Source organism: Pseudomonas sp. GW821-FHT09H03, assembly GCF_059415945.1.
The window spans coordinates 235,050-260,097 of record NZ_JBWKOF010000007.1; the positions used below are offsets into that span (position 1 = coordinate 235,050).

Consider the following 25,048-nt stretch of genomic DNA (forward strand, 5'->3'; position numbering starts at 1 on the left):
ATCCAAATTCGGATATTCGCAATGAAAACTGGTAAAGAACTGAAACCCGGTACCGTGATCCGTCTCGAAAACGATCCTTGGCTGGTTCAGAAAGCTGAATTCACCAAGTCTGGTCGTAACAGCGCGATCATGAAGACCAAGCTGAAAAACCTGCTGACCGGTTACAAGACCGAGATCGTTTACAGCGCCGACGACAAACTGGACGACGTAATCCTCGACCGTAAAGAAGCGACCCTGTCCTTCATCAACGGCGACACCTACACGTTCATGGACACCACTGACTACACCATGTACGAGCTGAACGCCGAAGACATCGAAAGCGTTCTGCCATTCATCGAAGAAGGCATGACCGACGTCTGCGAAGCCGTGTTCTTTGAAGAGCGCCTGGTTTCCGTAGAGCTGCCGACCACTATCGTGCGTCAGATTGACTACACCGAAGGTTCCGCTCGCGGCGACACTTCCGGCAAGGTGATGAAGCCTGCCAAACTGAAGAACGGTACCGAGCTGTCGGTTGCTGACTTCATCGAAATCGGCGACATGATCGAGATCGATACCCGCGAAGGCGGTTCCTACAAAGGCCGTGCCAAATAAGCACTGCTTGAGGAATGAAAAAGCCCGACCATTGAGTCGGGCTTTTTTTCGCCTGGATGAAACCCGTCTCCTGCAGGAGCGAGCGTGCTCGCGATGGTCTTTAACGATAACGCGGGCTTGCTGAGTGCCCGCGTTGTCTGGACGCTCCTCGTCGGTACGCCGCCCGGAGCCTGCTCGCTCCTACAGTAGGGCGCTGGACAACGGTTAGACCGCAACGTGAAGACGCACATCTACATTGCCACGGGTAGCGTTGGAGTACGGGCAAACCTGGTGGGCGGCGTCGACCAGGCTTTGCGCGTCGGCCTGTTCAAGTCCTGGCAGGCTGACATGCAGGTCGATGTCCAGACCGAAACCGCCAGGGATCTGGCCAATGCCGACGTGTGCGGTGATCGAAGTATCGTTCGGGATGCTGCGTTTGCTCTGGCTGGCAACGAATTTCAGGGCGCCGATGAAGCAGGCTGAGTAGCCAGCGGCGAACAGTTGCTCCGGGTTGGTAGCTGCGCCACCTGCACCGCCGAGTTCTTTCGGGGTAGCGAGTTTGACGTCGAGGATGTTGTCGCTCGAAACCGCACGACCGTCACGGCCACCGGTGGAAGTTGCGACTGCGGTGTAGAGAGTTTGCATGGTGGAAGCCTCATTTGGAATTTGGTGTTTTGCGCTAAATGTTTGCGCGTTAAGTAAGTGCGAGATGAATATATCGCGCAAATAATTAGTGCGCAATATAAATTCTGAAAAAATCCCCAGTGATCAAGTCGATGACGGCATGTGACGGGTTGTGAGAGCCGGTTTAGAGCCTTTCCGGCAGGCTTCTCAGCGATGAATATTTTTGCCCAGTGAAAAACAACTGTGGGAGCGGGCTTGCTCGCGAAGGCGCAGGGTCAGGCAATCCAGAGGTTGACTGACACATCGCTTTCGCGAGCAAGCCCGCTCCCACAGGTTTTTTGTATGACTTGAGGTTAGAGGCTGGCTTGCAGGTGGCTGCGCAGTTCTTGTAGCTCCGCTTGCAGTTTCTGCAGTCGCTGCAGCGTCATCCCGCTGGCGCCGAGGATGCATTGGGGGATGCCACGGGCCTTGTCGCGCAGGGCGCGGCCCTGTTCGGTGAGTTCGACGATCACCACCCGTTCATCTTCGCGACTGCGGGTGCGGCTGAGCAGGCCTTCGGCTTCCAGGCGCTTGAGCAGGGGTGTGAGCGAACCAGGGTCGGTCAGCAGCCGTGTGCTGATTTCGCCTACGGTCAAACCGTCCCGTTCCCACAGCACCATCATCGCCAGGTATTGTGGGTAGGTCAGGCCCAGCGCTTGCAGCAGGGGTTTATAGACCTTGGTCATCATCAATGAAGTGGAATGCAGGGCGAAGCAGGCCTGATTGTCCAGCAACAGATGGTCGCAGTTGTCCGGGGTGCCGTGTTTGGTGGTCATGTCAAAGCCTTGATCTGTGATTTATAGAATCTAGCGGCCAAATCTTTAATGCGCCAGATAATTTTCAATCAAGGTTTACCCACGTCAGTGCTGTTGCAGATGGGTTTGCAGCACCAGATCCCAAGGCGGTATGGGGCTGAAACGGGTTTTCAGGTATTCCAGCAACAAGCGGCTGCGGGAGTTGGGTTGCTGCTCCAGGCGCAAGGCATAGATACCGGCGCTCTCCGGCTTTGGCAGGCCGGTTTCGCAGAACAACGGCAGCAGTTCACCGCGCAGCAGGTATTCACTGGCGAGCCAGGTCGGCAAGTGTGCGATGCCCAAACCGGCCAGCGCACCGCAGACCAATGCTTCGGCATTGTTGGCGCTCATTCGGATTCGCGCCGGGCGGTGCAGATACATCTGCCCGTCGCGTTCGAAGCGCCAGGCGAACGGTGGGGCGAGGCCATCCCAGTCGAGGCCATCGTGTCCGTTCAATTGCTCCGGATTGGTCGGCACTCCGCGTCGCTGCAAATAATCCGGACTGGCGCATGCGATGCGCACCATGCTCGCAAGCGGCGTGGCCACCAATCGGCTGTCAGCCATCAGTCCGGCACGCAGTACGAGATCGACCTTGCCCAGATTCAAACCTTGCATGTCGACAAAACTGTCGATCAAGTGCAACTGGACGTCGAGGCCGGGATACAGCAATAAAAAGTCGGCAACCACGGGGGCCAAGTGTCGCCGCCCGAACGCCGCCGGTGCATCCACCCGGATCAGGCCTTCCGGCGCGCTGCTCAGGGACACAGCTTCGGCCCGGGCCAGGCGCAGCTCGGCGACAATCCGCCGGGCGCGCTCGGCAAAGGCCAGTCCCGCCGGTGTGGCACGTACCGCATGGGTGCTGCGAAGGAACAACTGGCTGCCGACCGCACGCTCCAGGCTGTCGATCCGTCGTGACACTGCCGAAGGTGTCAGCGGGTGGCGGCGCGACGCGGCGGAAAAACTGCCGGTTTCCAGCACATCGAGAAACAAACCAAGTTGCTCGGTCAGTTGATTGGGATTCATGGCGTTCTGCGCTTATGCGGATGTGGCAAAGCCATTGTGCGTCGCTATGCGTTTCCCCGCCACAAACATCTGCGTAGGATCAAAGCCTGATGTGAGTGGGGGAAATCGCAGTGATTGAGCTTTTGATGTACCTGGTGTTTGGCGCAGCCCTCGGCACACTCGGCGGGTTGTTCGGAATTGGTGGCGGCTTGATTGCCATTCCGCTGCTGGGCGTTTTGTTCGGCCTGGATCAGCAAATTGCCCAAGGCACGGCGCTGGTGATGGTAGTACCGAATGTGATGCTGGCACTGTGGCGTTATCACCAGCGCAACAAAATCGAATTGCATCACGCCCTGCCACTGGCCTCGATGGGGTTCTGCTTCGCCTGGCTCGGCTCGATCTGGGCAGTAGGCATGGATGCGCAAACCATGCGTCTCGGCTTTGTCGCGTTCCTTGTCGCACTGTCGGCCTACAACCTGGCGCGAATGTTCTCTACTCGCTCGTCGGCTACTTCGCAGATGAACTACTCATGGCCATGGCTGGGTGTGTTGGGTGCGGCTTCCGGCACCATGGGCGGGCTTTTTGGCGTGGGTGGGGCAGTGGTCGCCACACCGGTATTGACCAGTCTGTTTGGCACCAGCCAGGTGGTCGCGCAAGGGTTGTCCCTGGCGCTGGCGCTGCCGAGCACCGGTGTCACACTGGTGACCTACGCGGTGCATCATCAAGTGGATTGGCTGATCGGTGTGCCCTTGGCGGTTGGCGGTTTGATGAGTATCAGTTGGGGCGTGAAAATCGCCCACGCACTGCCGGAACGATTGCTGCGAGGACTGTTTTGCGGCTTCCTGGTGTTCTGCGCGGTAACGCTCGCCTTTAAGGTTTGAAGCCGTCGGCGATGTGTTCGGCCAGGCATTCGGTGATCGGCGAGGGATTATGCAGGTTGCGCACGAGCACGATGCTGGCTTCCGGCAGCAGTGGCAGCCCCTCTGCTTCACCGAGAATGCGCATGTCCGGAGTGATCAGGCTCTCCAGTTGCGCAGTGATTGCCAGGCCCGCGCTGACCACCGCCATGATCGCCGACAGACTGTCGCTGTTGTACGCAACGCGATAATCGCGACCGATGGCGTCGAGGGCATTGCACGCCCAGAGACGACAGAAGCAATCACTGTTGAACATCGCCAGCGGCAACGGCGTTTGTTCGTGGGCGCTGTAGCATTGCGCTTCGGCCCAGACAAAACGCTCCTTGCGTAACAACTGGCCGATTTCGCTACCCGGCTCGCGGGTGACGATCGATAGATCCAGGTCCTGGCGCATAAGCAGTTGCTTGGATGATTCGCAGTGCACTTCGATCTGGATCAGCGGATAGGACTGGGCGAACCGTCGCAGAATCCCTGGCAGGAAACGCATCACGTAATCGTCCGGTGTACCGATGCGCACCGTTCCGATCATGTCTGGCTCGCGCAGGGTATTGAAAACCTCGCTGTGCAGCTTGAGGATTCTGCGGGCATAACCGAGTAGCACCTGGCCTTCGGCGGTCAGGCGTACCTGGCGTCCGTCGCGCTGGAACAACTGGCGCTGCAGCACGTCCTCTTCCAGCCGTTTCATCTGCATGCTCACGGCCGACTGGGTGCGATTGACCAATTCACCAGCTCGGGTAAAGCCGCCCTGGTCGGCGATCGCAACAAAGGTGCGCAGCACTTCGGTATCGATACTCGGGTAGGCCGACATACATCAATCTCCGAGATGGTTGCCATCAGAAACATTTGTTGGATTGATCTTAGCCCCGGGGGGAGACTTGAGCCATCCAAACGGAGGGCAACAAGATGAAAGGTCAACATGGTTTTATCAATGCCGAAAAACATTCAATTCATGTCGTCTCCGACCTGCTGCACAAATTCAGCCGTTGGTATGAATTGCATCGTGAACGCGAGTTGCTGGCGGGTATGAGCGACGAAGCCTTGAAGGATATCGGCTTGAGTCGAGCAGACGTCGCACAGGAGGCCGAGCGGCACTTCTGGCAAGATCCCTTGAGCAATGGAAAATAAATTGAAACCGCAGGAAATATTCGGTCACCGCCCCATGAATCATGGCAAGTGCCTGCAAACGTGGGGTGGGTGCCGAGCGGAAACAGACAGTCATAGAACCTGACTGGAGCTTCCCCGCCAACAGTACAAGACTGCCGCCTCAATCCTGAGGATGGTCGTCATGGAAGACAAACAATCTGCTGCAAAAGTCCTGTCCAAATCGTTGCGCAACGCCTCGGGCAACTGCGCTGTGCATTTTTCCCGAGCCTTGGTGCAAGTGGCACGCTGGCGGCAACTGCATCGAGATCGTGCCGAGTTGTCGCGCCTGAGCGATGATCGTTTACGTGACATCGGCTTGAGCCGGGCGGATGTCAGACGCGAAGCGTGCCGGCCTTTCTGGGAAGATCCGCTGAAGCGGTGAGGGCGGCGGTGGCGTTTTTTACGCAGAGGGCTAAGGTGGAGTGGCCTCGTCATCAACCAGAGCCATTGAATGCCTGCACTTCTTTGCCTGTCCTTGAAAAAAGCCAGACGTCTGGCGCTGACTGCCCAGGCGTTTACCGCGCGTCGCCCGTGCGCATTGGTTACACCGGCACGCATTAATCGATTGATCGAGCGCCTTGGCATTCTGCAGATCGATTCGGTCAATGCCTTGGTGCGCTCACATTATCTGCCGCTGTTTTCTCGTCTCGGCAATTACTCATCCGATTTGCTCGACCAGGCTGCCTGGAGCTCGGGGCGCCGACGCACGTTGTTCGAGTACTGGGGTCATGAAGCTTCCTTGCTTCCGTTGTCCATGTACCCGTTGCTGCGCTGGCGCATGCAGCGGGCGCGCCGTGGCGAAGATATCTATCAGCAATTGGCGCGTTTTGGCCGGGAGCAGCAAGATACGATTCGCCGGGTCCTGGCTGCTGTTGAGGAGCAGGGCGCGCTGGCTGCTGGAAGCCTGTCAACCCGTCAGGAGCGGGCCGGGCCATGGTGGGACTGGAGCGCGGAGAAGCATGCGCTGGAGTGGTTGTTTGCCGCCGGTGAAGTGACTGTGGCGGGGCGGCGTGGATTCGAACGGCTTTATGACCTGCCGGAGCGGGTGATTCCCTCGGCGATCCTCGCCCAGCCGCTGCTCACGGAAGCCGATGCTCAGCGTGGCCTGTTGCTGCATGCGGCAACCGCCTTGGGTATAGGTACGGAAAAGGATCTGCGAGATTACTTTCGCCTGAACCCGGGTGATGCTCGTGCGCGCCTGGCGGAACTGGTTGAGGCGGGGGCGTTATTGAGCTGTGAAGTCCAGGGCTGGCGGCAGCCGGCATTTTGTCTGCCCGATGCGAAGTCGCCACGCAAGGTCGAAGCCAGCGCCTTGCTTTCACCTTTTGATTCGCTGATCTGGGAGCGCAGCCGCACCGAGCGCCTGTTCGATTTTCGTTATCGACTGGAGATCTACACGCCACAGGACAAGCGGGTCTACGGCTATTACGTGTTGCCGTTTTTGCACAACGAACGGATCGCCGCCCGGGTTGATCTGCGCGCCGAGCGGGCGGCGGGTCGGTTGGTGGTGCACGCGGTGCACGAGGAAGTGCCGGGGCTGGATGGGGAGGGGATGCGGGCGCTGGCGCTCAATTTGCGAAAGCTGGCGGACTGGCTAGGGCTGGCGCAGGTTCAGCTCAATTGTCAGCGCGAAAGTGCAGGGCGGTTGCGGGTGGCATTGGTACGGATTGAAGGTGACTGAACTGGCCCCATCGCGAGCAGACTCCCACATTGGATTTGTGAACGACACAGAACCAGTGGGGGAGCGAGCCTGGTCGCGATGGGGGGATGCGATTTACCGCCGAACCTGCTTGAGGGTTTCGGCAATCAAAAACGCCAACTCCAAGGACTGATCGGCATTCATCCGCGGGTCGCAATGGGTGTGGTAACGATCCGACAAACCGTCTTCGGTAATCGGTCGGGCACCGCCGATGCACTCGGTGACGTTCTGCCCGGTCATCTCGATATGAATACCGCCGGCATAGCTGCCTTCGGCTTGGTGAACCTGGAAGAACTGCTTCACCTCGCCAAGGATCTGCGCGAAGTCGCGGGTCTTGTAACCGCTGCTGGCCTTGATGGTGTTGCCATGCATCGGGTCGCTGCTCCAGAGCACCTGCTTGCCTTCACGCTGCACTGCGCGGATCAGTTGTGGCAAATGGTCGCCGACCTTGTTCGCGCCCATCCGCGCAATCAGGTTGAGACGACCGGGGTCGTTGTCCGGATTAAGGACGTCGATCAGCCGGATCAAGTCTTCAGGGTTCATGCTTGGGCCGACCTTGACCCCGATCGGATTGTTCACCCCGCGCAGGAATTCAACGTGTGCGCCGTCGAGCTGGCGGGTGCGGTCGCCTATCCACAGCATGTGCGCCGAGCAGTCGTAATAGTCATTGGTCAGGCTGTCGCGGCGCACGAACGCTTCTTCGTAATTCAACAGCAGCGCTTCGTGGGCGGTAAAGAAGCTGGTTTCACGCAGTTGCGGCGAAGTGTCCATGCCGCAAGCGCGCATGAAGGCCAGGGTTTCATCGATGCGATCGGCCAGGTGGCTGTATTTTTCCGCCAGCGCCGAGTTGGCGATGAAGTCCAGATTCCACTTGTGGACCTGATGCAAATCGGCAAACCCGCCCTGGGCGAACGCGCGCAACAGGTTCAGGGTCGCGGTGGACTGGTGATAAGACTGCAGCAGGCGCTCCGGGTCCGGCACGCGGCTTTTTTCATCGAAACCGATGCCGTTGACGATGTCACCCCGGTAGGCAGGCAGCGTCACGCCGTCGATGGTCTCGTCATTGGCCGAGCGGGGCTTGGCGAATTGCCCGGCCATGCGCCCGACCTTGACCACCGGGCAGCCGGCAGCGAATGTCATGACGATCGCCATCTGCAGCAGCACCTTGAAGGTGTCGCGGATTTTCGCGGCGGAGAACTCTGCAAAGCTTTCGGCGCAGTCACCGCCCTGCAGCAGAAACGCTCGGCCCTGGGTCACTTCGGCAAACTGACGGCGCAGCTCCCGGGCTTCGCCGGCAAACACCAGTGGCGGGTAGCTGGCCAGGGTCTGCTCGACGTGCAGCAAGTGCGCGGCGTCGGGGTATCGGGGTTGTTGCTGGATCGGCAGGGCGCGCCAGCTGTCAGGACTCCAGGGTTGGCTCATCACGGTCTCTAATGTTTTACGCTCGGACGACCATGTTATCAGCAATTAGTGCGTGACCTGTTCCCGTCGCTTGGCCGACAATCGCGCCTTTGCCGTGCCCTGCGCGCGGTGTTATCGCGTCGCCGCCCCGGGTGACGATCAGGAGACAAGATGACTGAGGAGCGCGTCGAGCATCTGCTCGCCGAGGTACAGGACGAGTTTGGCGTGATTCGCGTACTGGAAGTGGCCGACTACCGTTTTCTCGAATTCGGTGATGCCATCGAGCAAAGCTGTGTGTTCACCGCCGATCCGAGCTGGCTGGAGTACGACTATACCCGGGCGATGCTGATCGGTGCGTTGTGTCACGAGCAGCCGGAAAGCGCGCTGTTCCTCGGTCTCGGAGCCGGCACGCTGACCCAGGCGTGCCTGAAGTTCTTGCCGCTGGAAGACGTCGAAGCCATAGAACTTCGTCCCGACGTACCGCGCCTGGCCATCGAATATCTGGGCCTGGATGACGATCCGCGGCTGTATATCCGTGTTGGCGATGCGCTGGAATTGCTCGATAGCGCCGAGCCGGCTGATCTGATTTTCGTCGACCTGTATACCGATGTCGGTCCGGGGGTCGGGCATTTGGCCTGGAGTTTTCTGGAAAACTGTCAAAAACGCCTGAATCCGGGTGGCTGGCTGGTGATCAATCAGTGGGCCACCGATGATGGCAAGCCATTGGGTGCAGCCTTGTTGCGCGGTTTGTATCACCGTCATTACTGGGAATTGCCGGTGAAGGAGGGCAACGTGATTCTGATCGTGCCTTCGGAACTGGATCAGCAACTTGACCTGGAAGGGTTGATCGCCCGGGCTGAAGGCCTGGCGCCACGGTTGGGTTATTCGTTGCAGTCGTTGATCAAGGCGATTCGGCCGGCGACATAATTGGTTGATTGTGATGGCCCCTTCGCGAGCAGGCCCGCTCCCACATTTGATCTGAATCGATCACCAATCCAATGTGGGAGCGGGCTTGCTCGCGAAGGGGGCCTAAAAACCAATACAAGGCTAAAGCCCCTTGAAAACTCCGGGCCGCCGCTCAACCATGGAGCGCACGCCCTCGGCGGCATCCTCGCTGGCCAGTAACTTCTTCACCAACGGTGGTAACCCTTGTGCTGCGGCGGTTTCCCCCTCATAGCGGGCCTGTCGGGCCGACATCAAGGTTGCCTGCACACCCAGCGGCGCCTGGCGGGCGATGCGCTCGGCCAGCTCCATCGCCCGTGGCAGCAAATCTTCGCTGGCCATGACCTCCTGCACCAGTCCCAAGCGCAATGCGTCATGGGCATCGAACTCATCTCCGGTCAGCAGCCAGCGCATGGCGTTGCCCCAACCGGCGACCTGATGCAGGCGCAAGGTTGCCCCACCGAACGGGAAGAGCCCGCGCTGCACCTCCATTTGCGCAAATCGGGTATTGCTGGCGCACAGGTTGATGTCGGCTGCCAGCATCAACTCGATGCCGATGGTCAGGCAGTAACCCTGCGCGGCGACAATTACCGGTTTACTGACTCGAGGACCGGGAGAAATACCCCAGGGGTCGGCGCCACCGGGTGGCGGCAGCCAGCCATTGGCCAATGTCGCGCTGGCGTTGACCAGATCGAGCCCGGCGGTAAAGTGTTCGCCGTGGCCGAAAATCACCGCCACCCGTGCTTCGCTGTCGGCTTCGAATTCGCCGTAGGCCAGACTCAGTTCGTTGAGCAGATCGAGATCGAAGGCATTGCGCTTGGCCACCCGATCCAGACCGATCATCAGAACATGACCCTGCCTTTGGCGGCTGACTCGGCTGGAAGAAGGCTGATTCATGGAGCAGTTCCTCGGGTGGGGAAGGGGCTGTCAGACAGGCGGTCTGCACTGCAAGGGTGAACCGTTTTAGCTTCTTCAGCCGCAGGGCCGGGCCTTTGAAAAGTAGACGCTCGATCGATTATCCGCAAAGCCTGTGACGCAAAGGTTTATCCAGCGCATTTACGATAAAAAAAGCTCCCTTTTTGGGCGAATTCCGGTATAGTGCGCGCCGGCCTTTAGCCGGGCCGCGTTTAGGTGGCGCAATTCCCCGAAGTCAGATTCGGTTGCAAGTTCGCCCAGCGAACACTTCCTAAACGATTCTTTCATTCATTCGTTTTCGCAAATCCCCGCCGACAAAGCTGCCAGGGCGACTCTTGAGTCTCAACACGGCACGCGCAGCTTTGGAGCATGGGTCTTTGCGGATGCACTTAGAGGCAGACCCATGACCCAGGAATCCGGCGGATTCGCCGCTTTTAATCTTAATCCGAATATTCTTGCAGCCGTCACCGCGACTGGCTACGAAGAGCCATCGGCTATTCAGCAGCAATCGATCCCGATCATCATGGCCGGACACGACATGATTGGTCAGGCGCAAACCGGTACGGGTAAAACCGCAGCGTTCGCCCTGCCGATCCTGCATCGCATCGATCCTGCAAAGCGCGAACCGCAAGCCCTGATCCTGGCGCCAACTCGTGAGTTGGCGCTGCAAGTAGCAACCGCTTTTGAAACTTACGCCAAGCAAATGCCCGGCGTTACCGTTGTGGCCGTTTACGGCGGCGCGCCTATGGGCCCGCAACTCAAAGCAATCCGTAATGGCGCACAGATCGTTGTCGCTACTCCGGGCCGTCTGTGCGACCACCTGCGTCGTGACGAAAAAGTCCTGGCGACCGTGAACCACCTGGTTCTCGACGAAGCCGACGAAATGCTCAAACTGGGTTTCATGGACGACCTCGAAGTCATCTTCAAGGCCCTGCCTGCAACCCGTCAGACCGTATTGTTCTCGGCTACCCTGCCGCAGTCGATCCGTGCCATTGCCGAGCGCCATCTGCGCGATCCGCAACACGTGAAGATCCAGACCAAGACCCAGACCGTTACCGCGATCGAGCAGGCTCACCTGCTGGTTCACGCTGACCAGAAGACTTCTGCCGTTCTCAGCTTGCTGGAAGTGGAAGACTTCGACGCCCTGATCATGTTCGTGCGCACCAAGCAAGCGACCCTGGACCTGGCCAGTGCCCTGGAAGCCAAAGGCTACAAAGCCGCTGCGCTGAACGGTGACATCGCCCAGAACCAGCGTGAGCGCGTCATCGACTCCCTCAAGGATGGCCGTCTGGACATCGTTGTGGCGACCGACGTTGCTGCTCGTGGCCTGGACGTTCCGCGCATCACTCACGTGTTCAACGTTGACATGCCGTACGATCCGGAATCCTACGTTCACCGTATCGGCCGTACCGGCCGTGCCGGTCGCGAAGGTCGTGCGCTGCTGCTGGTGACTCCACGTGAGCGCCGCATGCTGCAAGTGATCGAGCGTGTAACCGGTCAAAAGGTTGCTGAAGTTCGCCTGCCGGACGCTCAAGCCGTTCTGGATGCGCGCATCAAGAAACTGACCAACAGCCTGTCGCCGCTGGTGGCTGAAGCTGAATCGACTCACGGTGATCTGCTCGATCGCCTGACCGCCGACATCGGTTGCAGTCCGCGTGCCCTGGCCGCAGCCCTGCTGCGCAAGGCTACCAACGGTCAAGCGCTGAACCTGGCCGCTATCGAGAAAGAGCGTCCACTGGTGCCGAACAATGCACCGCGTGGCGATCGTCCAGAGCGTTCCGGTGATCGTCCTGAGCGTGGTGACCGCGAGCGTCGTGCTCCGATGCCACTGGGCGAAGGCCGTGCCCGTTGCCGTACCGCGCTGGGTGCGCGTGATGGTATCGCTGCCAAGAACCTGCTGGGCGCCATCCTCAACGAAGGTGGTCTGGCGCGTGAAGCGATCGGTCGCATCCAGGTGCGTGACAGCTTCAGCCTCGTCGAGTTGCCAGAAGATGGTCTTGAGAAGTTGCTGACCAAGCTCAAGGACACTCGCGTTGCCGGTAAGCAGTTGAAGCTGCGTCGCTACCGCGAAGATTGATCCGCTCTCGGGCTGATTGATCGAACATAAAAAATCCCCGACTGGTTCGGGGATTTTTTTTGCCTGCAGTTCAAGCCCGGCTGAAGTGTGCCGGTGGCCCCTTCGCGAGCAAGCCCGCCCCCACAGGCGACCGCGTGACTTTGGAAAGAGTGCGATCAAATGTGGGAGCGGTCATGCTCGAGAAAGTCGCGACGCGGTCTTGCTGTCAGCCGAAGCGATAGATGTCCATGCCCAGTGCACCCATGGTGAACCCCTGATGGGCAATGTTGAACGGTCCTCCCGCGGCACGGGCAAAATACAGCGGCAACAAGTGCTCGTCGCTGGGATGGTTGCGCACGGCATTCGGCGCTTGTTGGCGATAGTCGTGCAGCGCGGCTTCGTCATTTGCGGCGAGTTTGTCGATCATCCATTCGCGAAATGCCAGGGCCCAGGGCTCAACGCTCTCGGGGCCGGCATGCCAGTCCAGTTCCCGCAGATTGTGGGTGATGCTGCCGGAGCCGATCAGCAGCACGCCATGCTCGCGCAGGCTGGCCAGGGCTTGGCCAACGCGGGTTTGCAGGGCCGGGCCGCCACGGGTGGGCAGGGACACTTGCACGATCGGGATGTCCGCCTGAGGATACATCAACGATAAGGGCACCCAGACCCCATGATCGAAGGGGCGCCCGAGGTCAATCCGGGCGGGTAGGTTGCTCGCCTTCAACAGCTCGACAACTTCTGCGGCCAGCTGAGGATTGCCAGGCGCCGGGTATTGCACTTCGAACAGGGCTTTGGGAAAACCGCCGAAATCATGCCAGGTGTCAGGCTGCGGATTGCCGCTGACCAGCAATTCGTTGCTTTCCCAGTGCGCAGAAACAATCACGATGGCTTTTGGCTTCGGCATTTGCGCTGCCAGACGCGCGAGAGCTGGCCCACTGGCACCAGGTTCCAGGGCCAGCATCGGGGAGCCATGGGATATATACAGGCTGGGGAACATGAATGAGCTCCTGAGGGTTAAGATGTCACCATCTTCAGTCAGATCATTGATCTAAATCTAATATAAGTTTTAGGGTGTTTTGATCGAATATTCGGGGTTATTTATGCAGCCGGAGTTTTGGCACAAGAAGTGGGCGTCGAATCAGATCGGCTTTCACCTGCCGCAGGTCAACCCTCATCTGAAGCGGTTCTGGCCAGCGCTAAACCTTGAAGAAGGTGCCCGGGTGTTAGTACCGCTATGTGGTAAAAGCCTGGATTTGCTATGGCTCGCTCACCAAGGTCATGAGGTCTTGGGCGTCGAACTGTCGGAAAAGGCCGTCGAGGAGTTTTTCAGCGAGCATGGCTTTGATCCGGCCGTCAGCGAACAGGGGCCGTTCAAGGTTTATCGGGCAGGTTCGATTGAGCTGTGGTGCGGCGATTTCTTCGAGCTGACGGCCGGTGACGTTGCCGATTGCTCCGCGCTTTATGATCGCGCGGCGTTGATCGCGCTGCCGGCGCCAATGCGAGAGCGCTATGCGGCCCATTTGAAGCGGATACTGCCCAATGAGTCCCATGGCCTGGTGATCACCCTGGACTATGACCAGGCGCAAATGCCCGGGCCGCCATTTGCTGTACTCGATGATGAGGTGCAGCGGTTGCTCGGGGACTCATGGGCGCTGAAGATCCTGGAAGATCAGGATGTGTTGAGCGAAAGCGGGAAGTTTCTGGAGGCGGGTGTCACGCGGCTGGAGGAGCGGGTGTATCGGGTTTCCAGTCAATAATTTGTTTTGCCCGTGCCGTCCTCTTCGCGGGCAAGCCCACTGCAACAGGGGCGGGCGCCGCAGATCTTGTGGACGGCTCGGAACCTGTGGGAGCGGGCTTGCCCGCGAAGAGGCCCGGAAAAACACTGAAGCTTCCAGGCAGACAAAAAAAGGCCCGCATCACTGCGGGCCTTTTCATTTGCACTACGAATCACTTAGCCCCGACGACGAGCCAGTGCGTCGATACGCTCTTCCAGCGGCGGGTGGCTCATGAACATGCGGGCGAACCCTTGTTTGATACCACCGTTGATGCCGAAGGCATTCAGGGTGTCCGGCATGTGCACCGGCAGACCTTGTTCTGCCCGCAAGCGTTGCAGCGCGCCAATCATCGCGGCGGTGCCGGCCAGGTTTGCACCCGCTTCGTCGGCACGGAATTCACGCTTGCGCGAGAACCACATGACGATGGAGCTGGCCAGAATGCCCAAGACCAGTTCGGCGAAGATGGTCGCCACGTAGTAGGCGATACCCTGGCCTTCTTCGTTCTTGAAGATCACCTTGTCGACAAAGTTACCGATGATCCGCGCGAAGAACATCACGAAGGTGTTCACCACGCCCTGGATCAGTGCCAGGGTGACCATGTCGCCATTGGCTACGTGGCCGATTTCGTGGGCCAGCACCGCCTTCACTTCATCTGGCGAGAACCGTTCGAGCAAACCCTGGCTCACGGCAACCAGTGCATCGTTCTTGTTCCAGCCGGTGGCAAAGGCGTTCGCCTCGTAGGCCGGGAAGATCCCGACTTCCGGCATCTTGATCCCGGCTTCGCGGGACAGTTGCTCGACGGTTTGCAGCAGCCATTGTTCGTGACGCGTGCGCGGCTGAGTGATGATCTGGGTGCTGGTGCTCATTTTCGCCATCCACTTGGAGATGAACAGCGAGAACAGGGAACCGGCAAAACCAAAGACCGCACAGAAAATCAGCAGCTGATTGAGGTTGAGATCAACCCCATTGGCCGCCATGAACCCGTTGAAGCCGAAAAGGCTCAGGGTGATGCTGGCAATCAGCACGACCGCCAGGTTAGTGGCCAAAAACAGCAGGATGCGCATCATGGTTGTAGAAATCTCCTTTTGCTAAAGATGTAGCGTACTGCGGGGTATATAAGGTGATGCACCGGGGTATTCAACCGGGTGACTATTTCAAACTGTGTCCTACAGCAACAGTCTAGCTGTTTGAAGGACATTTCCGACGTCGAAGCAGCAGGCGTTTGTAAACCGGTTCACGTCACAGGCCCCGCCGTTGTTGGGCCCGGCGGGAGAGTGCAGCCCCGTCGAGGATAGCGGTGGCGTTAACGGGCAGGACGTGAAGATATGTTGCTGAATCAATCACCGTGCGAGCTGTGCGAGCATCGCACGGTGATAGTAGCTTACTGGCGGTAGGACTTGAGGAAGGTGCCGATACGTCCGATGGCCATGTCCAGGTCGTCGACACGGGGCAGGGTCACGACGCGGAAGTGGTCGGGCCAGGGCCAGTTGAACGCGGTTCCCTGAACCACCAGCAGCTTTTCGGACAGCAGCAGGTCCAGGACGAACTTTTCGTCGTTGTGGATCGGGCACACCTTGGGGTCGATCCGCGGGAAGGCATAGAGTGCTCCCATCGGTTTGACGCAGCTCACGCCGGGAATGTCGTTGAGCAACTCCCAGGTGCGGTTGCGTTGCTCCAGCAAGCGGCCTGGAGGCAGTACCAGGTCGTTGATGCTCTGGTAGCCACCCAGGGCGGTCTGGATCGCATGCTGGCTCGGCACGTTGGCGCACAGGCGCATGTTGGCCAGCATGTCGATGCCTTCGATGTAACTCTGGGCGTGGTGTTTAGGACCGGAGATGGCGATCCACCCGGAACGGAAACCCGCCACGCGATAAGACTTGGACAGACCATTGAACGTCAGGCACAGCAGGTCCGGTGCCAGGGACGCGGTGCAGATGTGCACGGCATCGTCATACAGGATCTTGTCGTAGATTTCGTCGGAGAACACCACCAGATTGTGCTGGCGGGCCAGTTCCAGCATGCCTAGCAGGACTTCTCTCGAGTACACCGCACCGGTCGGGTTGTTCGGGTTGATGATGACCAGAGCCTTGGTGTTCGGGGTGATCTTGGCCTTGATGTCGGCCAGGTCCGGCCACCAGTTGGCTTGTTCGTCGCACAGGTAATGCACCGGGTTGCCGCCCGACAGGCTCACCGCAGCGGTCCACAGCGGGTAGTCAGGAGCCGGCACAAGCACTTCGTCGCCGTTATTGAGCAGGGCCTGCATCGACATCACGATCAGTTCGGAAACGCCGTTGCCCAGGTAGATGTCTTCGATACCGACACCTTCCACCTGTTTTTGCTGGTAGTACTGCATCACCGCCTTGCGCGCACTGAACAGGCCCTTGGAGTCGCTATAGCCCTGTGCGGTCGGCAGGTTGCGGATCACATCCTGGAGGATTTCGTCCGGCGCTTCGAAACCAAAAGGCGCCGGGTTGCCGATATTCAGCTTGAGGATGCGATGGCCTTCCTCTTCCAGGCGTTTGGCGTGCTTGAGCACCGGGCCGCGAATGTCGTAGCAGACGTTGGCGAGCTTGTTCGATTTGCTGACCTGCATGGCGATGTGTTCCCGAAAGTGAACGATCCAGGCGGTGTATAAACTACCGTACTGGGAATTCTGCGTTCTTGCTCAAACCTGGCGCTTGGGCCGCTCGCCCCAAAATCCGTTTGAGTGCGTGTAACGCTGCTGCCAGACTGGCGTCAAATGAGGCGCAATCATACGTGCCGCCCGATCAGTGGAAAAGATACAGATCGGGCTTTTTCAGCCGCCGAGGTGTGATGATGGAAAAGTTGCAAAAAACCCTGGAAGAATGGAAGGCGATGCTCGACCCGGAGCAGTACAACGTGTGCCGCCTCAAAGGCACCGAGCGACCGTTCTCCGGCAAATACAACGCCACGAAAACTGATGGCGTCTACCACTGCATTTGCTGCAATGAAGCGCTGTTCGACTCCAGCACCAAGTTCGATTCCGGCTGCGGCTGGCCGAGCTTCTACGCACCGATCGCCGACAGTGCCATGGTCGAGATCCGTGATGTCAGCCACGGCATGATCCGTACCGAAGTGGTCTGCGCCAAATGCGATGCGCACCTTGGGCATGTGTTTCCCGATGGTCCGCCGCCGACCGGCCTGCGCTACTGCATTAACTCGGTGTGCCTGGATCTCGTCCCCCGCAACTGATCCCGGGTTGTCCGTAAGAGCCGGCTTGCCGGCGATAGCGTCGGCAATTGCGATGCAAGGTTCAAGGGCCTGATCGCTGGCAAGCCAGCTCCTGCGGTTCGGAATTTATGTCGGAAGGAGAGAACGGGGCGATCAATTAAATTGCACGCAATTCAATTGCTCGCTATTTTGTCATTCCTGTCTTCCATTCGGAACCTGCGCCATGAGCGACAATCTGCTGAGCATCCCTTGCACCACCATCAAGGGTGAACAAAAGACCCTGGCGGATTTCGCCGGTAAAGCCGTGTTGGTGGTCAATACCGCCAGCAAGTGCGGTTTCACCCCGCAGTACAAGGGCCTCGAAGAGCTGTGGCAGACCTACAAGGATCAAGGTCTGGTGGTTCTCGGTTTTCCCTGCAATCAGTTCGGCAAACAGGAGCCAGGTAACGAAGGGGCGATTTCCGAATTTTGCGAGTTGAACTACGGGGTCAGTTTCCCGCTGTTCAAAAAGATCGAAGTCAATGGCACCGGCGCTCACCCGCTGTTCGTGCAATTGAAGAAACGCGCACCGGGTCTGTTGGGCTCCCAGGGCATCAAATGGAATTTCACCAAGTTTCTGATCGGCAAGGACGGCCAGTTGGTCAAGCGCTTCGCCCCGGCCACCAAGCCGCAGGACCTGAGCCGCGAGATCGAAGCCCTGCTCAAATGAACAGTTTGTCCATCGACTCCCTGAGCCTGGACAGCCAGCTCTGCTTCAAGCTGTACGCCGCTTCCCGGGCGGTCATCCGTGCCTACAAGCCGATGCTCGATCAGTTGGGCCTGACCTACCCGCAATACCTGGCGATGCTGGTGTTGTGGGAATGGCAGGAGAACGCCCCGCAGCAGCCGACCGTCAAGGCGCTGGGCGAGCGCCTGGCGCTGGACTCTGGCACGCTGACGCCTTTGCTCAAGCGCCTGGAGCTGCTGCACCTGGTGCAACGTCAGCGCTCGGCACGGGATGAGCGTGAAGTGCATCTGAGTCTGTCGCCTGCCGGCCGGGGCCTGCGCGATCAGGTTGGGCCCCTCAAGGCGCGGTTGTTATGCGATAGCGGGGTTGATCTTGATCGACTCAATGACTTGCGCGACGGGCTTGATCACCTGCTGGGTCAGATCAAGGCACTGACTTAGCGGGAATCCACAAATCGAGGAGGGCGGCCAGTTCTTCGCGCCTGAAGGGTTTGGCCAGGTAGTCACTCATGCCCGCCGCACGACAGCGTTCACGCTCTTCGGACATGGCGTTGGCCGTCAGGGCGACAATGGGCAGCTGTGGCCAGCGTCCGCTGTGGCGAATTTGCCGACTGGCCTCGTAGCCATCCATGACTGGCATGTTGCAGTCCATCAGCACCAGATCGAAGTCCCTGAGTTCAAGTTGATCCAGTGCCTCGGCACCGTGGGCGGCAGTGACCACCTCGCAGCCGAGTTTGCCGAGCATACCCTTGGCCACCAGCTGGTTGACCGGATTGTCCTCTACAAGTAGCACGCGTCCACGGGGTTGCGAGTTCAGCGTGTCGAGGCGGGCATCGTTGAGTGTCTCGGTCTGCGGTTGCAAGAGGCGTCGCAAGGCCTGGTACAGCGCGTTGCGCGCCAGAGGCCGTGCCTGCTGCTGCAAGGGCGCCAGAGCGCTGACTTCTTCGATGGGCATGAAATTGCCGTAGGCGGTCACCAGCAGAATCGGTGCGGTAACGGTGGGGCGCAGACTGAACAGGCATTCGGGGCAGTCGGTGATCAGGACATCGAGTTCTACGCCCAGTAGCGGGTCATCAATGGATCGGCGTTGATAGTCGAGTCCCCAGCCAGGCAGCAGGCTGCTCAGCAGTTCACCCAATCCACTGCTGGCGTCGGTGATTGCGATGACCTTGCCCTGCAGCAGGGGTGCAGGTATTACGCGGGTATGGGCGGGTAACGGCAGCTCGGCGCAGAACTGGCTGCCAAAACCCGACTCGGAACTGATCGTCAGGCGCCCTTGCATGGCTTCGCAGAGGTTGTAGGTCAGGGCCAGGCCCAGCCCGGTGCCGCCGAACTGCCGGGTAATGCCGGCGCCGGCCTGGGTGAAGGGCTGGAGTATCTTGACCTGGGCGTCCTGGGGAATTCCGATACCCGTGTCGCAGACTTCGATTCTGACGCCATTTGCAGCGTTTGAAAGGCGCACATCGACGCGACCGAAGCGGGTGAACTTCAGGGCATTGGATAACAGGTTGCTGACAATTTGCCGAACCCGGGTCGGATCGCCGAGTACCAGTGCCGGGAAGCGCGGATCGATCAGGCAGGTCAGCTCGACGCTTGGCGCGGCATTTTGCGAAAGCAGGTTGGCGGTGTCTTCGACCAATGCGCCGAGGTCGAAGGGGATGTGTTCGAGTTCGAGCTGGCCGGCATCGAATTTCGACAAGTCGAGAATATCGTTGAGCAACTCCACCAGAACTTTGCCCGAGTCATGGGCGATGGATAGCTGCTGTTGCTGCTCGGGGTTCAGCGGGCCGTCGAGCGATAGCGCGATCATTCCCAGCAAACCGTTGAGAGGGGTGCGGATTTCGTGGCTCATGTTAGCCACGAATACCGAGCGCGCTTCGGCCATGTCGAGGGCTGTACGGCGGGCGACTTCCAGTTCCTGGTTGGACAGGCTGAGCCGTGCGTTAATGGCCTTGAGTTCGGCAGTGCGGGCCGAGACGATGTTTTCCAGTTGTCCGAGGTACTCGGTCAGGCGGTTTTCGGCGCTGCGCCGCTGCTGGATTTCGGTGGCGATATTGGCGAATTGCTGGTTGGCGACCTTGACCAGCACGCCGATTTCGTCATTGGCGTGCCCCGCGGGGCACTCCAGGGATGTCGGTTGCGTACTGCGCGGGTCGCGACCGCTCAGCTCGTGGATGATGCGTACCAGAGGCTTGGTCAACATGACATAAAACAACGCCAGCAGGATGCCCGACAGCAGCAGGCTGCGGGCGAAACCATTGAGCAGGGTGACTTCGGCCCGGCGCAGAAAGCGGTTGCCGAAGGAGAAGGTGTCCACATCCAGCTGCAGCGTTCCGAGGGCTTCGCTGTTCATGTGATCCAGATAGAGACGGTCTTCGAACTGTCTATGGGCTCCGAACAGGAAGTCGCTGAGCACTCGATAACCGCTTTGCATGCCTTGTCGTTTGACGTTCGCCAGCACGATACCGTTGTCGTCGGTCAGTTTTGCACCAATGATCGCCGGCGAGCGCAACAGCCCTTGGGTCAACTCCCTGGCGAGCTCGGCGTCGATGTTGTAGGCGATGCGTGAGGCCGGGTTGTGGCTGATTTCCAGCAAAGACAGGATTTCCCGGTTGATGGAGGCGTCTTCACTGGCATAATCGATGCCTATTTGCAGCACGCTGAGCAGCGTGCCGAGAATGAAACCAACCAGCACGGTAAGCCGGGCCTGCTTGTATGACAGCCGGTTGGTGAACTTGATATCCATGGGGGGTTGAACCACTTCCGTTTTCTTCGCTGCTCAAGCATAGCCGATCATGCAGGGCGACCGAAGTTCTGGAGAGCCTTGTTCAATCAGGTAAGCCGGTCACCGGACGCTGTGCTTCGTCGCTGTATCGCCATCATTACTGTCAACGTGTCCGAGGAGAAGTCGTGGATTCCCGATTGAATGCTTTTCTTGAGCGCGCCGATGCCGTACTGGCTCGAATCGAGCCGTTGCTGCCCGCGCCTCGCCCCGCTATCGACTGGACGCATTGCCTGGCCGCGCGCTGGCAGCGCGAGGCGCGCAGCGGCTTTCTGCTGCCGCTGCAGGTCAGCCTCGACATGCGCCTGAGCGACCTGATTGGCGTCGATCGTCAGGTGGAGCAACTGGGGCGTAATACCCAACAGTTCCTCGATGGCATGCCGGCCAACCATGCACTGCTCTGGGGTTCACGCGGCACCGGCAAATCTTCGCTGATTCGCGCCTTGCTCGCTGAACACGCCCAGGCCGGTCTGCGCCTGATCGAAATTGAACGCGATCACTTGGCGGACCTGCCACGAATCGTTGAGCAGATCGGCAAATTGCCCCAGCGTTTTGTGCTGTTCTGCGACGACCTGTCGTTCGAATCGGGCGAGGGTGATTATCGAGTGCTCAAAAGCGTGCTCGACGGCTCGCTGGAGCAGGCGCCGGACAATGTTTTGCTGTACGCCACCTCCAACCGTCGGCACCTGGTGCCGGAAAAGGAAAGCGATAACGAAAACTGGAAGCGTGTTGATGGCGAACTGCATCCCAGCGAGGCGGTGGAAGACAAGATCGCCCTGTCGGATCGTTTCGGCCTGTGGTTGTCGTTTTATCCCTTCACCCAGGAACACTTCCTCAATGTGGTCGAGCACTGGGTCGGTCAGTTGGCCAGCAAGGCCGGCCTGCCGTGGCAACGCACCGAAGAGCTGGACGTTCTGGCGGTGCGTTGGGCCACTGGGCGGGGCAATCGCAACGGGCGCTGCGCCTATCAATTTGCCCGTTACTGGGTCGGGCTCAAACTGCTGGAGCACAAGGCATGATCGATTTACAAAAGAGCGGCCAGGGCCTCGAAGGCTACGGCATGCTGCACGCACAGCTTGAATCCTTGTTGGCGGACGAGCGTGATTTCATCGCCAACGCCGCGCAGTTCTCGGCGTTCCTGTTCAACCAGCTTGACGACCTGAACTGGGCCGGTTTTTACCTCAATCGCAATGAAGAACTGGTGTTAGGTCCGTTCCAGGGGCAGATCGCCTGCGTGCGCATTCCGTTCGGTCGCGGGGTATGCGGGACGGCAGCAGCCACCCTGCAGACCCAACGGGTCGAGGATGTGCACGCGTTTCCCGGTCACATCGCCTGTGACAGCGCGTCGAACAGTGAGTTGGTCGTGCCGCTGGTCAAGGACGGCCGACTGATCGGTGTGCTTGACCTCGATAGTCCGAAACTGGCGCGCTTCACCGCCCAAGACCAGGCCGGTATCGAGCAGCTTGCGGCGATTTTCCTGCGTCTGAGCGACTGCTGATCAAGCCAGTCCGGCCTTGGCCAGCAGGCTTGAAGCGTCCACCGCATCAATTTGCTGGGAGTCGAGAAAGCGCTTGGCGTACTGCAAATAAATTTGCGCGTTGATGAACAGTCCGAAGAGTTCAGGATCGATGTGGGCATCACGGCACATGCAGGCCATGATGCCCAGCGCCTCACTCAAGGTCTTGGCCTTCTTGTAGGGGCGATCGGCAGCCGTCAGCGCTTCGAAAATATCGGCTATTGCCATCATTCGCGCCGGCAGGCTCATTTGCTCGCGCCTCAAGCGTTTCGGATAACCGGTGCCGTCCATTTTCTCATGGTGGCCGCCGGCAATTTCCGCGACCGTGCCGAGATGGCCGGGGAAGGGCAGGTGGCTGAGCATCCGAATCGTCTGCACCATGTGGTGATTGATGATGTAGCGCTCCTCGGCCGTCAGGGTGCCGCGCACAACGCTCAGGTTGTACAACTCGCCCCGGTTGTACTTGTAGGCGGGCACGTCGAGTTTGAAGCCCCATGGGTTGTCTTGGGCAATCAGCTCGCTTTGCGCACGCTCGAACAGGTGTTCCGGCTTGTCCGCCAATAGCGGCTCGCTGACGGGCAGAGCCGGGGCGGGTGTTCGTGCCTGTCGCCGGTTTTCTTCCCAGGAAACCCCGAGACGGTCATCCAGGGTGCGGGTCCAGGTACGTTGCGCCAGACTGCGCAAACGTTGCAGGTCTGCCTCTGCCATGGCTTCGCCACCAAGGTTGCAGCGGGCGACGAAGGCGAAATCCTCATCCAGCCCGGCCAGGGTCGCGTTGCGCAGCTCTGTCAGGGGCTTTGCGTCACCGCCCATGGCGACGGCCTGCCAGTAGTCGATCCAGGCATCGCGTTTGAGCACCTCGAAGCGGGTGCGGATTTCGTGGATGCGATCGTTCAGGGTTTCCAGTTTCGTGGCTTTGTCGACCACATATTCCGGGGTGGTGACTTTGCCGCAATCGTGCAGCCAGGCTGCGATGTGCAGCGCCTCCCATTCATCTTCGCCGGGTTGATAGCTTTTGAAGGCAGGCTCCTGGCTGGCAGCTGCGGCGTGGGCGAGCATCAGGGTCAGTTCCGGGACACGCTGGCAATGGCCACCGGTATAGGGGCTTTTCGCGTCGATCGCGCCGGCAAGCAGTTGAATGAAGGCGTCCAGCAATTGTTTTTGCCTGGCTTGCAGGCGTTGACTTTCAATACTGACAGCGGCCGCGCCGGACACCGCCTGGATGAACGCGATGCGATCGGGCCGCAGTTTTTCCTGATCACTCTGATTGCCGCTGTCGGCGAGCAGCAGTACCAGCAAGCCCACGGTTTCGTTATGCCGGTTGTGCAAGCGGATACCGATCAGATGAACCCGGGGGCAGGCCAGTGCCCGGAGCACGGGTTGCAGGTCTGCCGCCTGATCGAAACCGAGACTGGTGACGATATTGTCGGTTTTCGCCAGTTGCAGCATCCAGGCCGGACTCTGCGGGTCTTCAAGCGCGTGGCCTCGAATGTCGTACGACGACAGCTCCTCGGAACTGTTGTTGAGCACCAAGCCGTGGGGCTCCATGCGATCGCCGTCTCCTTCACGAAGGTAAATAAGGCCGGCCTGGGCCTGGGCGATTTTCGCGGTTTCAAATAACACTCGTTCGAGCAGCGGGGCGAAACGGGTTTCGGCGCTCAGGCTGTCGGTGATCTGGAAGAAACTTGCCAGGGTGTCCTTCATCCGCGCCATCGACACACTCAGTTGATCGACTTCGAGGACTGGCGAGCGCCGGGAAACCGGGAAGTTGAAGTCGAAACTGCGAATCGCATCCGCTTCCTGCACCAGTGCACGCAGGGGTTTGACCAGGACTCTTGACGTCAACCAACCCAGAGGCAGGCACAACAGCAATGTTGCCAGGGTAATCAGCGCGCCTTGCCAGCGCATGCGGTAGGCGTCGGCGAGCAACTCATCTTCCGGGACCAGCATTGCCAGTTGCAGCCCGTGGGGGCCGCCCTCCTGCAGGCTGCTGCGGGCCACGATCCATTGTCGACCATAGGCGTTGAGCCGATTGCCCGCCACAGGATTCTTGAGCAGCGCGCCGAGACTGGGGCTCAGGTCCGCCGCCTTGATCAGGCGCGCGGTCTTATCGTCGATGATCAGCCGGGAACTGTCGGGGTAGGCGATGGCATTGCCTTGGGCATCGAACAGCACGATTTCGGTACTGGGGGTCACGACGTGCCTGGCCAGGGTTGCACTGAGCTCGGCCAGGGTCAGGTCGGCGCCCATGACGGTGTTTTCGTCGCTGCGTCGGGCCAGTGTGGTACCAATGTTGTGGGTGGAGAAAAAAATGTAGGGTTCGGTGGTGATCTGATCGTTGTCGCTACGGGCGTGGGTAAACCAGGTGCGACTGCGTGGGTCGTAAGTATCGTTGGGGTTGTCCCGATGGCTGACGAGAGTCAGGTCTTGAGCGAAAAACAACGACTGGGAATGGACCATTCCGGCGTTGTCGTGTTCGATGCTCCAGACCTGATAAGCCGCCGTCTGCGGGGCATCGAGCAGCGCTTTGAGGTCCGGGGTGCGTAGGGGGCGTACCATGAAAAAATCGCCGTTGCCGTAACCTACATACAGCGAGGCCAGGTCAGGATTGTCCTTGAGCGACTGGCTGAACGGTGCGAGCAGCGCCAGGCGTTGTTCCAGGTCAGGGGCATGCCCCGCCGGGTTGACGACAAGCAGGCTCAACAGATGACGAATCGGTTCATAGGTGGCTTGCAGGTCCAGGCGAACGTCCTGCTCGATGCGTTCAAACAGCTTTTCACTGCTCGAAAGAATGATTTGCGTGGTTTGCCGATAGTTGAAAATGCCCAGCACTACCCCGGTCAACAGCAGCAGGAAAGTGAACATCACGCTGATATGGACGTGTAGCGGAAAGCGCCGTGCGTCCGGATGCAGTGGGTTGGGCATTGCAGGTTTCTCCAGGCTGGAAACGCACTGCTG

The 25,048-nt window shown here is 59.4% G+C and carries 24 protein-coding genes; 13 read left to right on the forward strand and 11 right to left on the reverse strand.

Annotated elements, in window-relative coordinates:
- Positions 1–21: 21 nt before the first annotated feature.
- Positions 22–591: an elongation factor P gene (locus tag AC07OG_RS12420; protein WP_060540937.1), complete on the forward strand. Its 570-nt coding sequence runs from the start codon at positions 22–24 to the stop codon at positions 589–591.
- Positions 592–795: 204 nt separating this feature from the next.
- On the opposite strand, the gene AC07OG_RS12425 is transcribed toward AC07OG_RS12420, so the two are convergent.
- From AC07OG_RS12425 to AC07OG_RS12435, 3 genes are all read right to left on the reverse strand, one after another.
- Positions 796–1,215, reverse strand: a complete 420-nt coding sequence (locus AC07OG_RS12425; protein WP_060540938.1) for an organic hydroperoxide resistance protein — start codon at positions 1,213–1,215, stop codon at positions 796–798.
- Between the two features lie 332 nt (positions 1,216–1,547).
- Positions 1,548–2,009 carry a MarR family winged helix-turn-helix transcriptional regulator gene (locus AC07OG_RS12430; RefSeq protein WP_495067156.1) on the reverse strand — a complete coding sequence of 154 codons (462 nt, stop codon included), beginning with the start codon at positions 2,007–2,009 and terminating at the stop codon, positions 1,548–1,550.
- A gap of 84 nt (positions 2,010–2,093) precedes the next feature.
- Positions 2,094–3,050 carry a LysR family transcriptional regulator gene (locus AC07OG_RS12435; RefSeq protein WP_495067157.1) on the reverse strand — a complete coding sequence of 319 codons (957 nt, stop codon included), beginning with the start codon at positions 3,048–3,050 and terminating at the stop codon, positions 2,094–2,096.
- 125 nt (positions 3,051–3,175) lie between these two features.
- Here AC07OG_RS12435 and AC07OG_RS12440 point away from each other — a divergent pair, with 125 nt between their 5' ends.
- Positions 3,176–3,910: a sulfite exporter TauE/SafE family protein gene (locus AC07OG_RS12440; protein WP_060540941.1), complete on the forward strand. Its 735-nt coding sequence runs from the start codon at positions 3,176–3,178 to the stop codon at positions 3,908–3,910.
- On the opposite strand, the gene AC07OG_RS12445 is transcribed toward AC07OG_RS12440, so the two are convergent.
- Positions 3,900–4,754 carry a LysR substrate-binding domain-containing protein gene (locus AC07OG_RS12445; RefSeq protein WP_060540942.1) on the reverse strand — a complete coding sequence of 285 codons (855 nt, stop codon included), beginning with the start codon at positions 4,752–4,754 and terminating at the stop codon, positions 3,900–3,902. The genes AC07OG_RS12440 and AC07OG_RS12445 overlap by 11 nt on opposite strands.
- A 95-nt stretch (positions 4,755–4,849) precedes the next feature.
- Here AC07OG_RS12445 and AC07OG_RS12450 point away from each other — a divergent pair, with 95 nt between their 5' ends.
- From AC07OG_RS12450 to AC07OG_RS12460, 3 genes are all read left to right on the forward strand, one after another.
- Positions 4,850–5,071 carry a DUF1127 domain-containing protein gene (locus AC07OG_RS12450; RefSeq protein WP_060540943.1) on the forward strand — a complete coding sequence of 74 codons (222 nt, stop codon included), beginning with the start codon at positions 4,850–4,852 and terminating at the stop codon, positions 5,069–5,071.
- Positions 5,072–5,231: 160 nt separating this feature from the next.
- Positions 5,232–5,471: a DUF1127 domain-containing protein gene (locus AC07OG_RS12455; protein WP_082457509.1), complete on the forward strand. Its 240-nt coding sequence runs from the start codon at positions 5,232–5,234 to the stop codon at positions 5,469–5,471.
- Positions 5,472–5,540: 69 nt separating this feature from the next.
- Positions 5,541–6,770, forward strand: a complete 1,230-nt coding sequence (locus AC07OG_RS12460) for a winged helix-turn-helix domain-containing protein (protein ID WP_495067158.1) — start codon at positions 5,541–5,543, stop codon at positions 6,768–6,770.
- Positions 6,771–6,863: 93 nt separating this feature from the next.
- Here AC07OG_RS12460 and AC07OG_RS12465 read toward each other — a convergent pair whose 3' ends face one another.
- A complete protein-coding gene (locus tag AC07OG_RS12465; protein ID WP_060540945.1) occupies positions 6,864–8,210 on the reverse strand; it encodes a class II 3-deoxy-7-phosphoheptulonate synthase in 1,347 nt (448 codons plus the stop codon).
- A 150-nt stretch (positions 8,211–8,360) separates the two neighbouring features.
- Between AC07OG_RS12465 and AC07OG_RS12470 the strand changes: the two genes are divergently transcribed.
- Positions 8,361–9,116, forward strand: a complete 756-nt coding sequence (locus AC07OG_RS12470) for a spermidine synthase (RefSeq protein WP_060540946.1) — start codon at positions 8,361–8,363, stop codon at positions 9,114–9,116.
- Positions 9,117–9,236: 120 nt separating this feature from the next.
- Here the strand turns inward: AC07OG_RS12470 and AC07OG_RS12475 are convergent, their stop codons facing one another.
- The gene (locus AC07OG_RS12475; RefSeq protein WP_218425320.1) at positions 9,237–10,028 is read right to left on the reverse strand and encodes a crotonase/enoyl-CoA hydratase family protein; all 792 of its coding nucleotides are present in this window, start codon (positions 10,026–10,028) and stop codon (positions 9,237–9,239) included.
- Between the two features lie 421 nt (positions 10,029–10,449).
- Between AC07OG_RS12475 and AC07OG_RS12480 the strand changes: the two genes are divergently transcribed.
- A complete protein-coding gene (locus AC07OG_RS12480; protein WP_060540948.1) occupies positions 10,450–12,123 on the forward strand; it encodes a DEAD/DEAH box helicase in 1,674 nt (557 codons plus the stop codon).
- Positions 12,124–12,328: 205 nt separating this feature from the next.
- Here AC07OG_RS12480 and AC07OG_RS12485 read toward each other — a convergent pair whose 3' ends face one another.
- Positions 12,329–13,096 carry a DODA-type extradiol aromatic ring-opening family dioxygenase gene (locus AC07OG_RS12485; protein ID WP_495067159.1) on the reverse strand — a complete coding sequence of 256 codons (768 nt, stop codon included), beginning with the start codon at positions 13,094–13,096 and terminating at the stop codon, positions 12,329–12,331.
- 103 nt (positions 13,097–13,199) lie between these two features.
- On the opposite strand from AC07OG_RS12485, the gene AC07OG_RS12490 reads away from it, so the two are divergent.
- Entirely contained in the window at positions 13,200–13,856 is a 657-nt protein-coding gene (locus tag AC07OG_RS12490) for a thiopurine S-methyltransferase (RefSeq protein ID WP_060540950.1), read from the forward strand.
- Between the two features lie 194 nt (positions 13,857–14,050).
- On the opposite strand, the gene htpX is transcribed toward AC07OG_RS12490, so the two are convergent.
- Both htpX and AC07OG_RS12500 read right to left on the reverse strand, forming a co-directional pair.
- Entirely contained in the window at positions 14,051–14,941 is an 891-nt protein-coding gene (gene htpX / locus AC07OG_RS12495; RefSeq protein WP_095061105.1) for a protease HtpX, read from the reverse strand.
- 314 nt (positions 14,942–15,255) lie between these two features.
- The gene (locus AC07OG_RS12500) at positions 15,256–16,467 is read right to left on the reverse strand and encodes a pyridoxal phosphate-dependent aminotransferase (protein WP_060540951.1); all 1,212 of its coding nucleotides are present in this window, start codon (positions 16,465–16,467) and stop codon (positions 15,256–15,258) included.
- Positions 16,468–16,691: 224 nt separating this feature from the next.
- Between AC07OG_RS12500 and msrB the strand changes: the two genes are divergently transcribed.
- The 3 genes from msrB (at position 16,692) to AC07OG_RS12515 (ending at position 18,233) form a co-directional block, all read left to right on the forward strand.
- Complete coding sequence (gene msrB, locus AC07OG_RS12505) at positions 16,692–17,087, forward strand: peptide-methionine (R)-S-oxide reductase MsrB (RefSeq protein ID WP_218425322.1); 396 nt, start codon at positions 16,692–16,694, stop codon at positions 17,085–17,087.
- 202 nt (positions 17,088–17,289) lie between these two features.
- A complete protein-coding gene (locus tag AC07OG_RS12510; RefSeq protein WP_060540952.1) occupies positions 17,290–17,775 on the forward strand; it encodes a glutathione peroxidase in 486 nt (161 codons plus the stop codon).
- On the forward strand, positions 17,772–18,233 hold the full coding sequence (locus tag AC07OG_RS12515; RefSeq protein ID WP_060540953.1) for a MarR family winged helix-turn-helix transcriptional regulator: 462 nt from the start codon (positions 17,772–17,774) through the stop codon (positions 18,231–18,233). Before AC07OG_RS12510 ends, AC07OG_RS12515 begins: the two co-directional genes overlap by 4 nt.
- Here AC07OG_RS12515 and AC07OG_RS12520 read toward each other — a convergent pair.
- Positions 18,217–20,538, reverse strand: coding sequence for a hybrid sensor histidine kinase/response regulator (locus tag AC07OG_RS12520; protein ID WP_495067160.1), 2,322 nt, complete (start codon positions 20,536–20,538; stop codon positions 18,217–18,219). The two genes, AC07OG_RS12515 and AC07OG_RS12520, sit on opposite strands and share 17 nt — an antisense overlap.
- Before the next feature lie 164 nt (positions 20,539–20,702).
- Between AC07OG_RS12520 and AC07OG_RS12525 the strand changes: the two genes are divergently transcribed.
- The gene (locus AC07OG_RS12525; protein ID WP_218425324.1) at positions 20,703–21,593 is read left to right on the forward strand and encodes an ATP-binding protein; all 891 of its coding nucleotides are present in this window, start codon (positions 20,703–20,705) and stop codon (positions 21,591–21,593) included.
- Positions 21,590–22,072: a GAF domain-containing protein gene (locus AC07OG_RS12530; protein WP_060540956.1), complete on the forward strand. Its 483-nt coding sequence runs from the start codon at positions 21,590–21,592 to the stop codon at positions 22,070–22,072. Before AC07OG_RS12525 ends, AC07OG_RS12530 begins: the two co-directional genes overlap by 4 nt.
- On the opposite strand, the gene AC07OG_RS12535 is transcribed toward AC07OG_RS12530, so the two are convergent.
- Complete coding sequence (locus tag AC07OG_RS12535) at positions 22,073–25,015, reverse strand: HD domain-containing phosphohydrolase (protein WP_495067161.1); 2,943 nt, start codon at positions 25,013–25,015, stop codon at positions 22,073–22,075.
- Positions 25,016–25,048 lie beyond the last annotated feature (33 nt).

Excerpts from the sequence above, each read along its gene's own strand:
- AC07OG_RS12420 (WP_060540937.1), top strand. The coding sequence starts at position 22 with ATGAAAACTGGTAAAGAACTGAAACCCGGTACCGTGATCCGTCTCGAA.
- AC07OG_RS12425 (WP_060540938.1), bottom strand. The coding sequence starts at position 1,215 with ATGCAAACTCTCTACACCGCAGTCGCAACTTCCACCGGTGGCCGTGAC.
- AC07OG_RS12430 (WP_495067156.1), bottom strand. The coding sequence starts at position 2,009 with ATGACCACCAAACACGGCACCCCGGACAACTGCGACCATCTGTTGCTG.
- AC07OG_RS12435 (WP_495067157.1), bottom strand. The coding sequence starts at position 3,050 with ATGAATCCCAATCAACTGACCGAGCAACTTGGTTTGTTTCTCGATGTG.
- AC07OG_RS12440 (WP_060540941.1), top strand. The coding sequence starts at position 3,176 with ATGTACCTGGTGTTTGGCGCAGCCCTCGGCACACTCGGCGGGTTGTTC.
- AC07OG_RS12445 (WP_060540942.1), bottom strand. The coding sequence starts at position 4,754 with ATGTCGGCCTACCCGAGTATCGATACCGAAGTGCTGCGCACCTTTGTT.
- AC07OG_RS12450 (WP_060540943.1), top strand. The coding sequence starts at position 4,850 with ATGAAAGGTCAACATGGTTTTATCAATGCCGAAAAACATTCAATTCAT.
- AC07OG_RS12455 (WP_082457509.1), top strand. The coding sequence starts at position 5,232 with ATGGAAGACAAACAATCTGCTGCAAAAGTCCTGTCCAAATCGTTGCGC.
- AC07OG_RS12460 (WP_495067158.1), top strand. The coding sequence starts at position 5,541 with ATGCCTGCACTTCTTTGCCTGTCCTTGAAAAAAGCCAGACGTCTGGCG.
- AC07OG_RS12465 (WP_060540945.1), bottom strand. The coding sequence starts at position 8,210 with ATGAGCCAACCCTGGAGTCCTGACAGCTGGCGCGCCCTGCCGATCCAG.
- AC07OG_RS12470 (WP_060540946.1), top strand. The coding sequence starts at position 8,361 with ATGACTGAGGAGCGCGTCGAGCATCTGCTCGCCGAGGTACAGGACGAG.
- AC07OG_RS12475 (WP_218425320.1), bottom strand. The coding sequence starts at position 10,028 with ATGAATCAGCCTTCTTCCAGCCGAGTCAGCCGCCAAAGGCAGGGTCAT.
- AC07OG_RS12480 (WP_060540948.1), top strand. The coding sequence starts at position 10,450 with ATGACCCAGGAATCCGGCGGATTCGCCGCTTTTAATCTTAATCCGAAT.
- AC07OG_RS12485 (WP_495067159.1), bottom strand. The coding sequence starts at position 13,096 with ATGTTCCCCAGCCTGTATATATCCCATGGCTCCCCGATGCTGGCCCTG.
- AC07OG_RS12490 (WP_060540950.1), top strand. The coding sequence starts at position 13,200 with ATGCAGCCGGAGTTTTGGCACAAGAAGTGGGCGTCGAATCAGATCGGC.
- htpX (WP_095061105.1), bottom strand. The coding sequence starts at position 14,941 with ATGATGCGCATCCTGCTGTTTTTGGCCACTAACCTGGCGGTCGTGCTG.
- AC07OG_RS12500 (WP_060540951.1), bottom strand. The coding sequence starts at position 16,467 with ATGCAGGTCAGCAAATCGAACAAGCTCGCCAACGTCTGCTACGACATT.
- msrB (WP_218425322.1), top strand. The coding sequence starts at position 16,692 with ATGGAAAAGTTGCAAAAAACCCTGGAAGAATGGAAGGCGATGCTCGAC.
- AC07OG_RS12510 (WP_060540952.1), top strand. The coding sequence starts at position 17,290 with ATGAGCGACAATCTGCTGAGCATCCCTTGCACCACCATCAAGGGTGAA.
- AC07OG_RS12515 (WP_060540953.1), top strand. The coding sequence starts at position 17,772 with ATGAACAGTTTGTCCATCGACTCCCTGAGCCTGGACAGCCAGCTCTGC.
- AC07OG_RS12520 (WP_495067160.1), bottom strand. The coding sequence starts at position 20,538 with ATGGATATCAAGTTCACCAACCGGCTGTCATACAAGCAGGCCCGGCTT.
- AC07OG_RS12530 (WP_060540956.1), top strand. The coding sequence starts at position 21,590 with ATGATCGATTTACAAAAGAGCGGCCAGGGCCTCGAAGGCTACGGCATG.
- AC07OG_RS12535 (WP_495067161.1), bottom strand. The coding sequence starts at position 25,015 with ATGCCCAACCCACTGCATCCGGACGCACGGCGCTTTCCGCTACACGTC.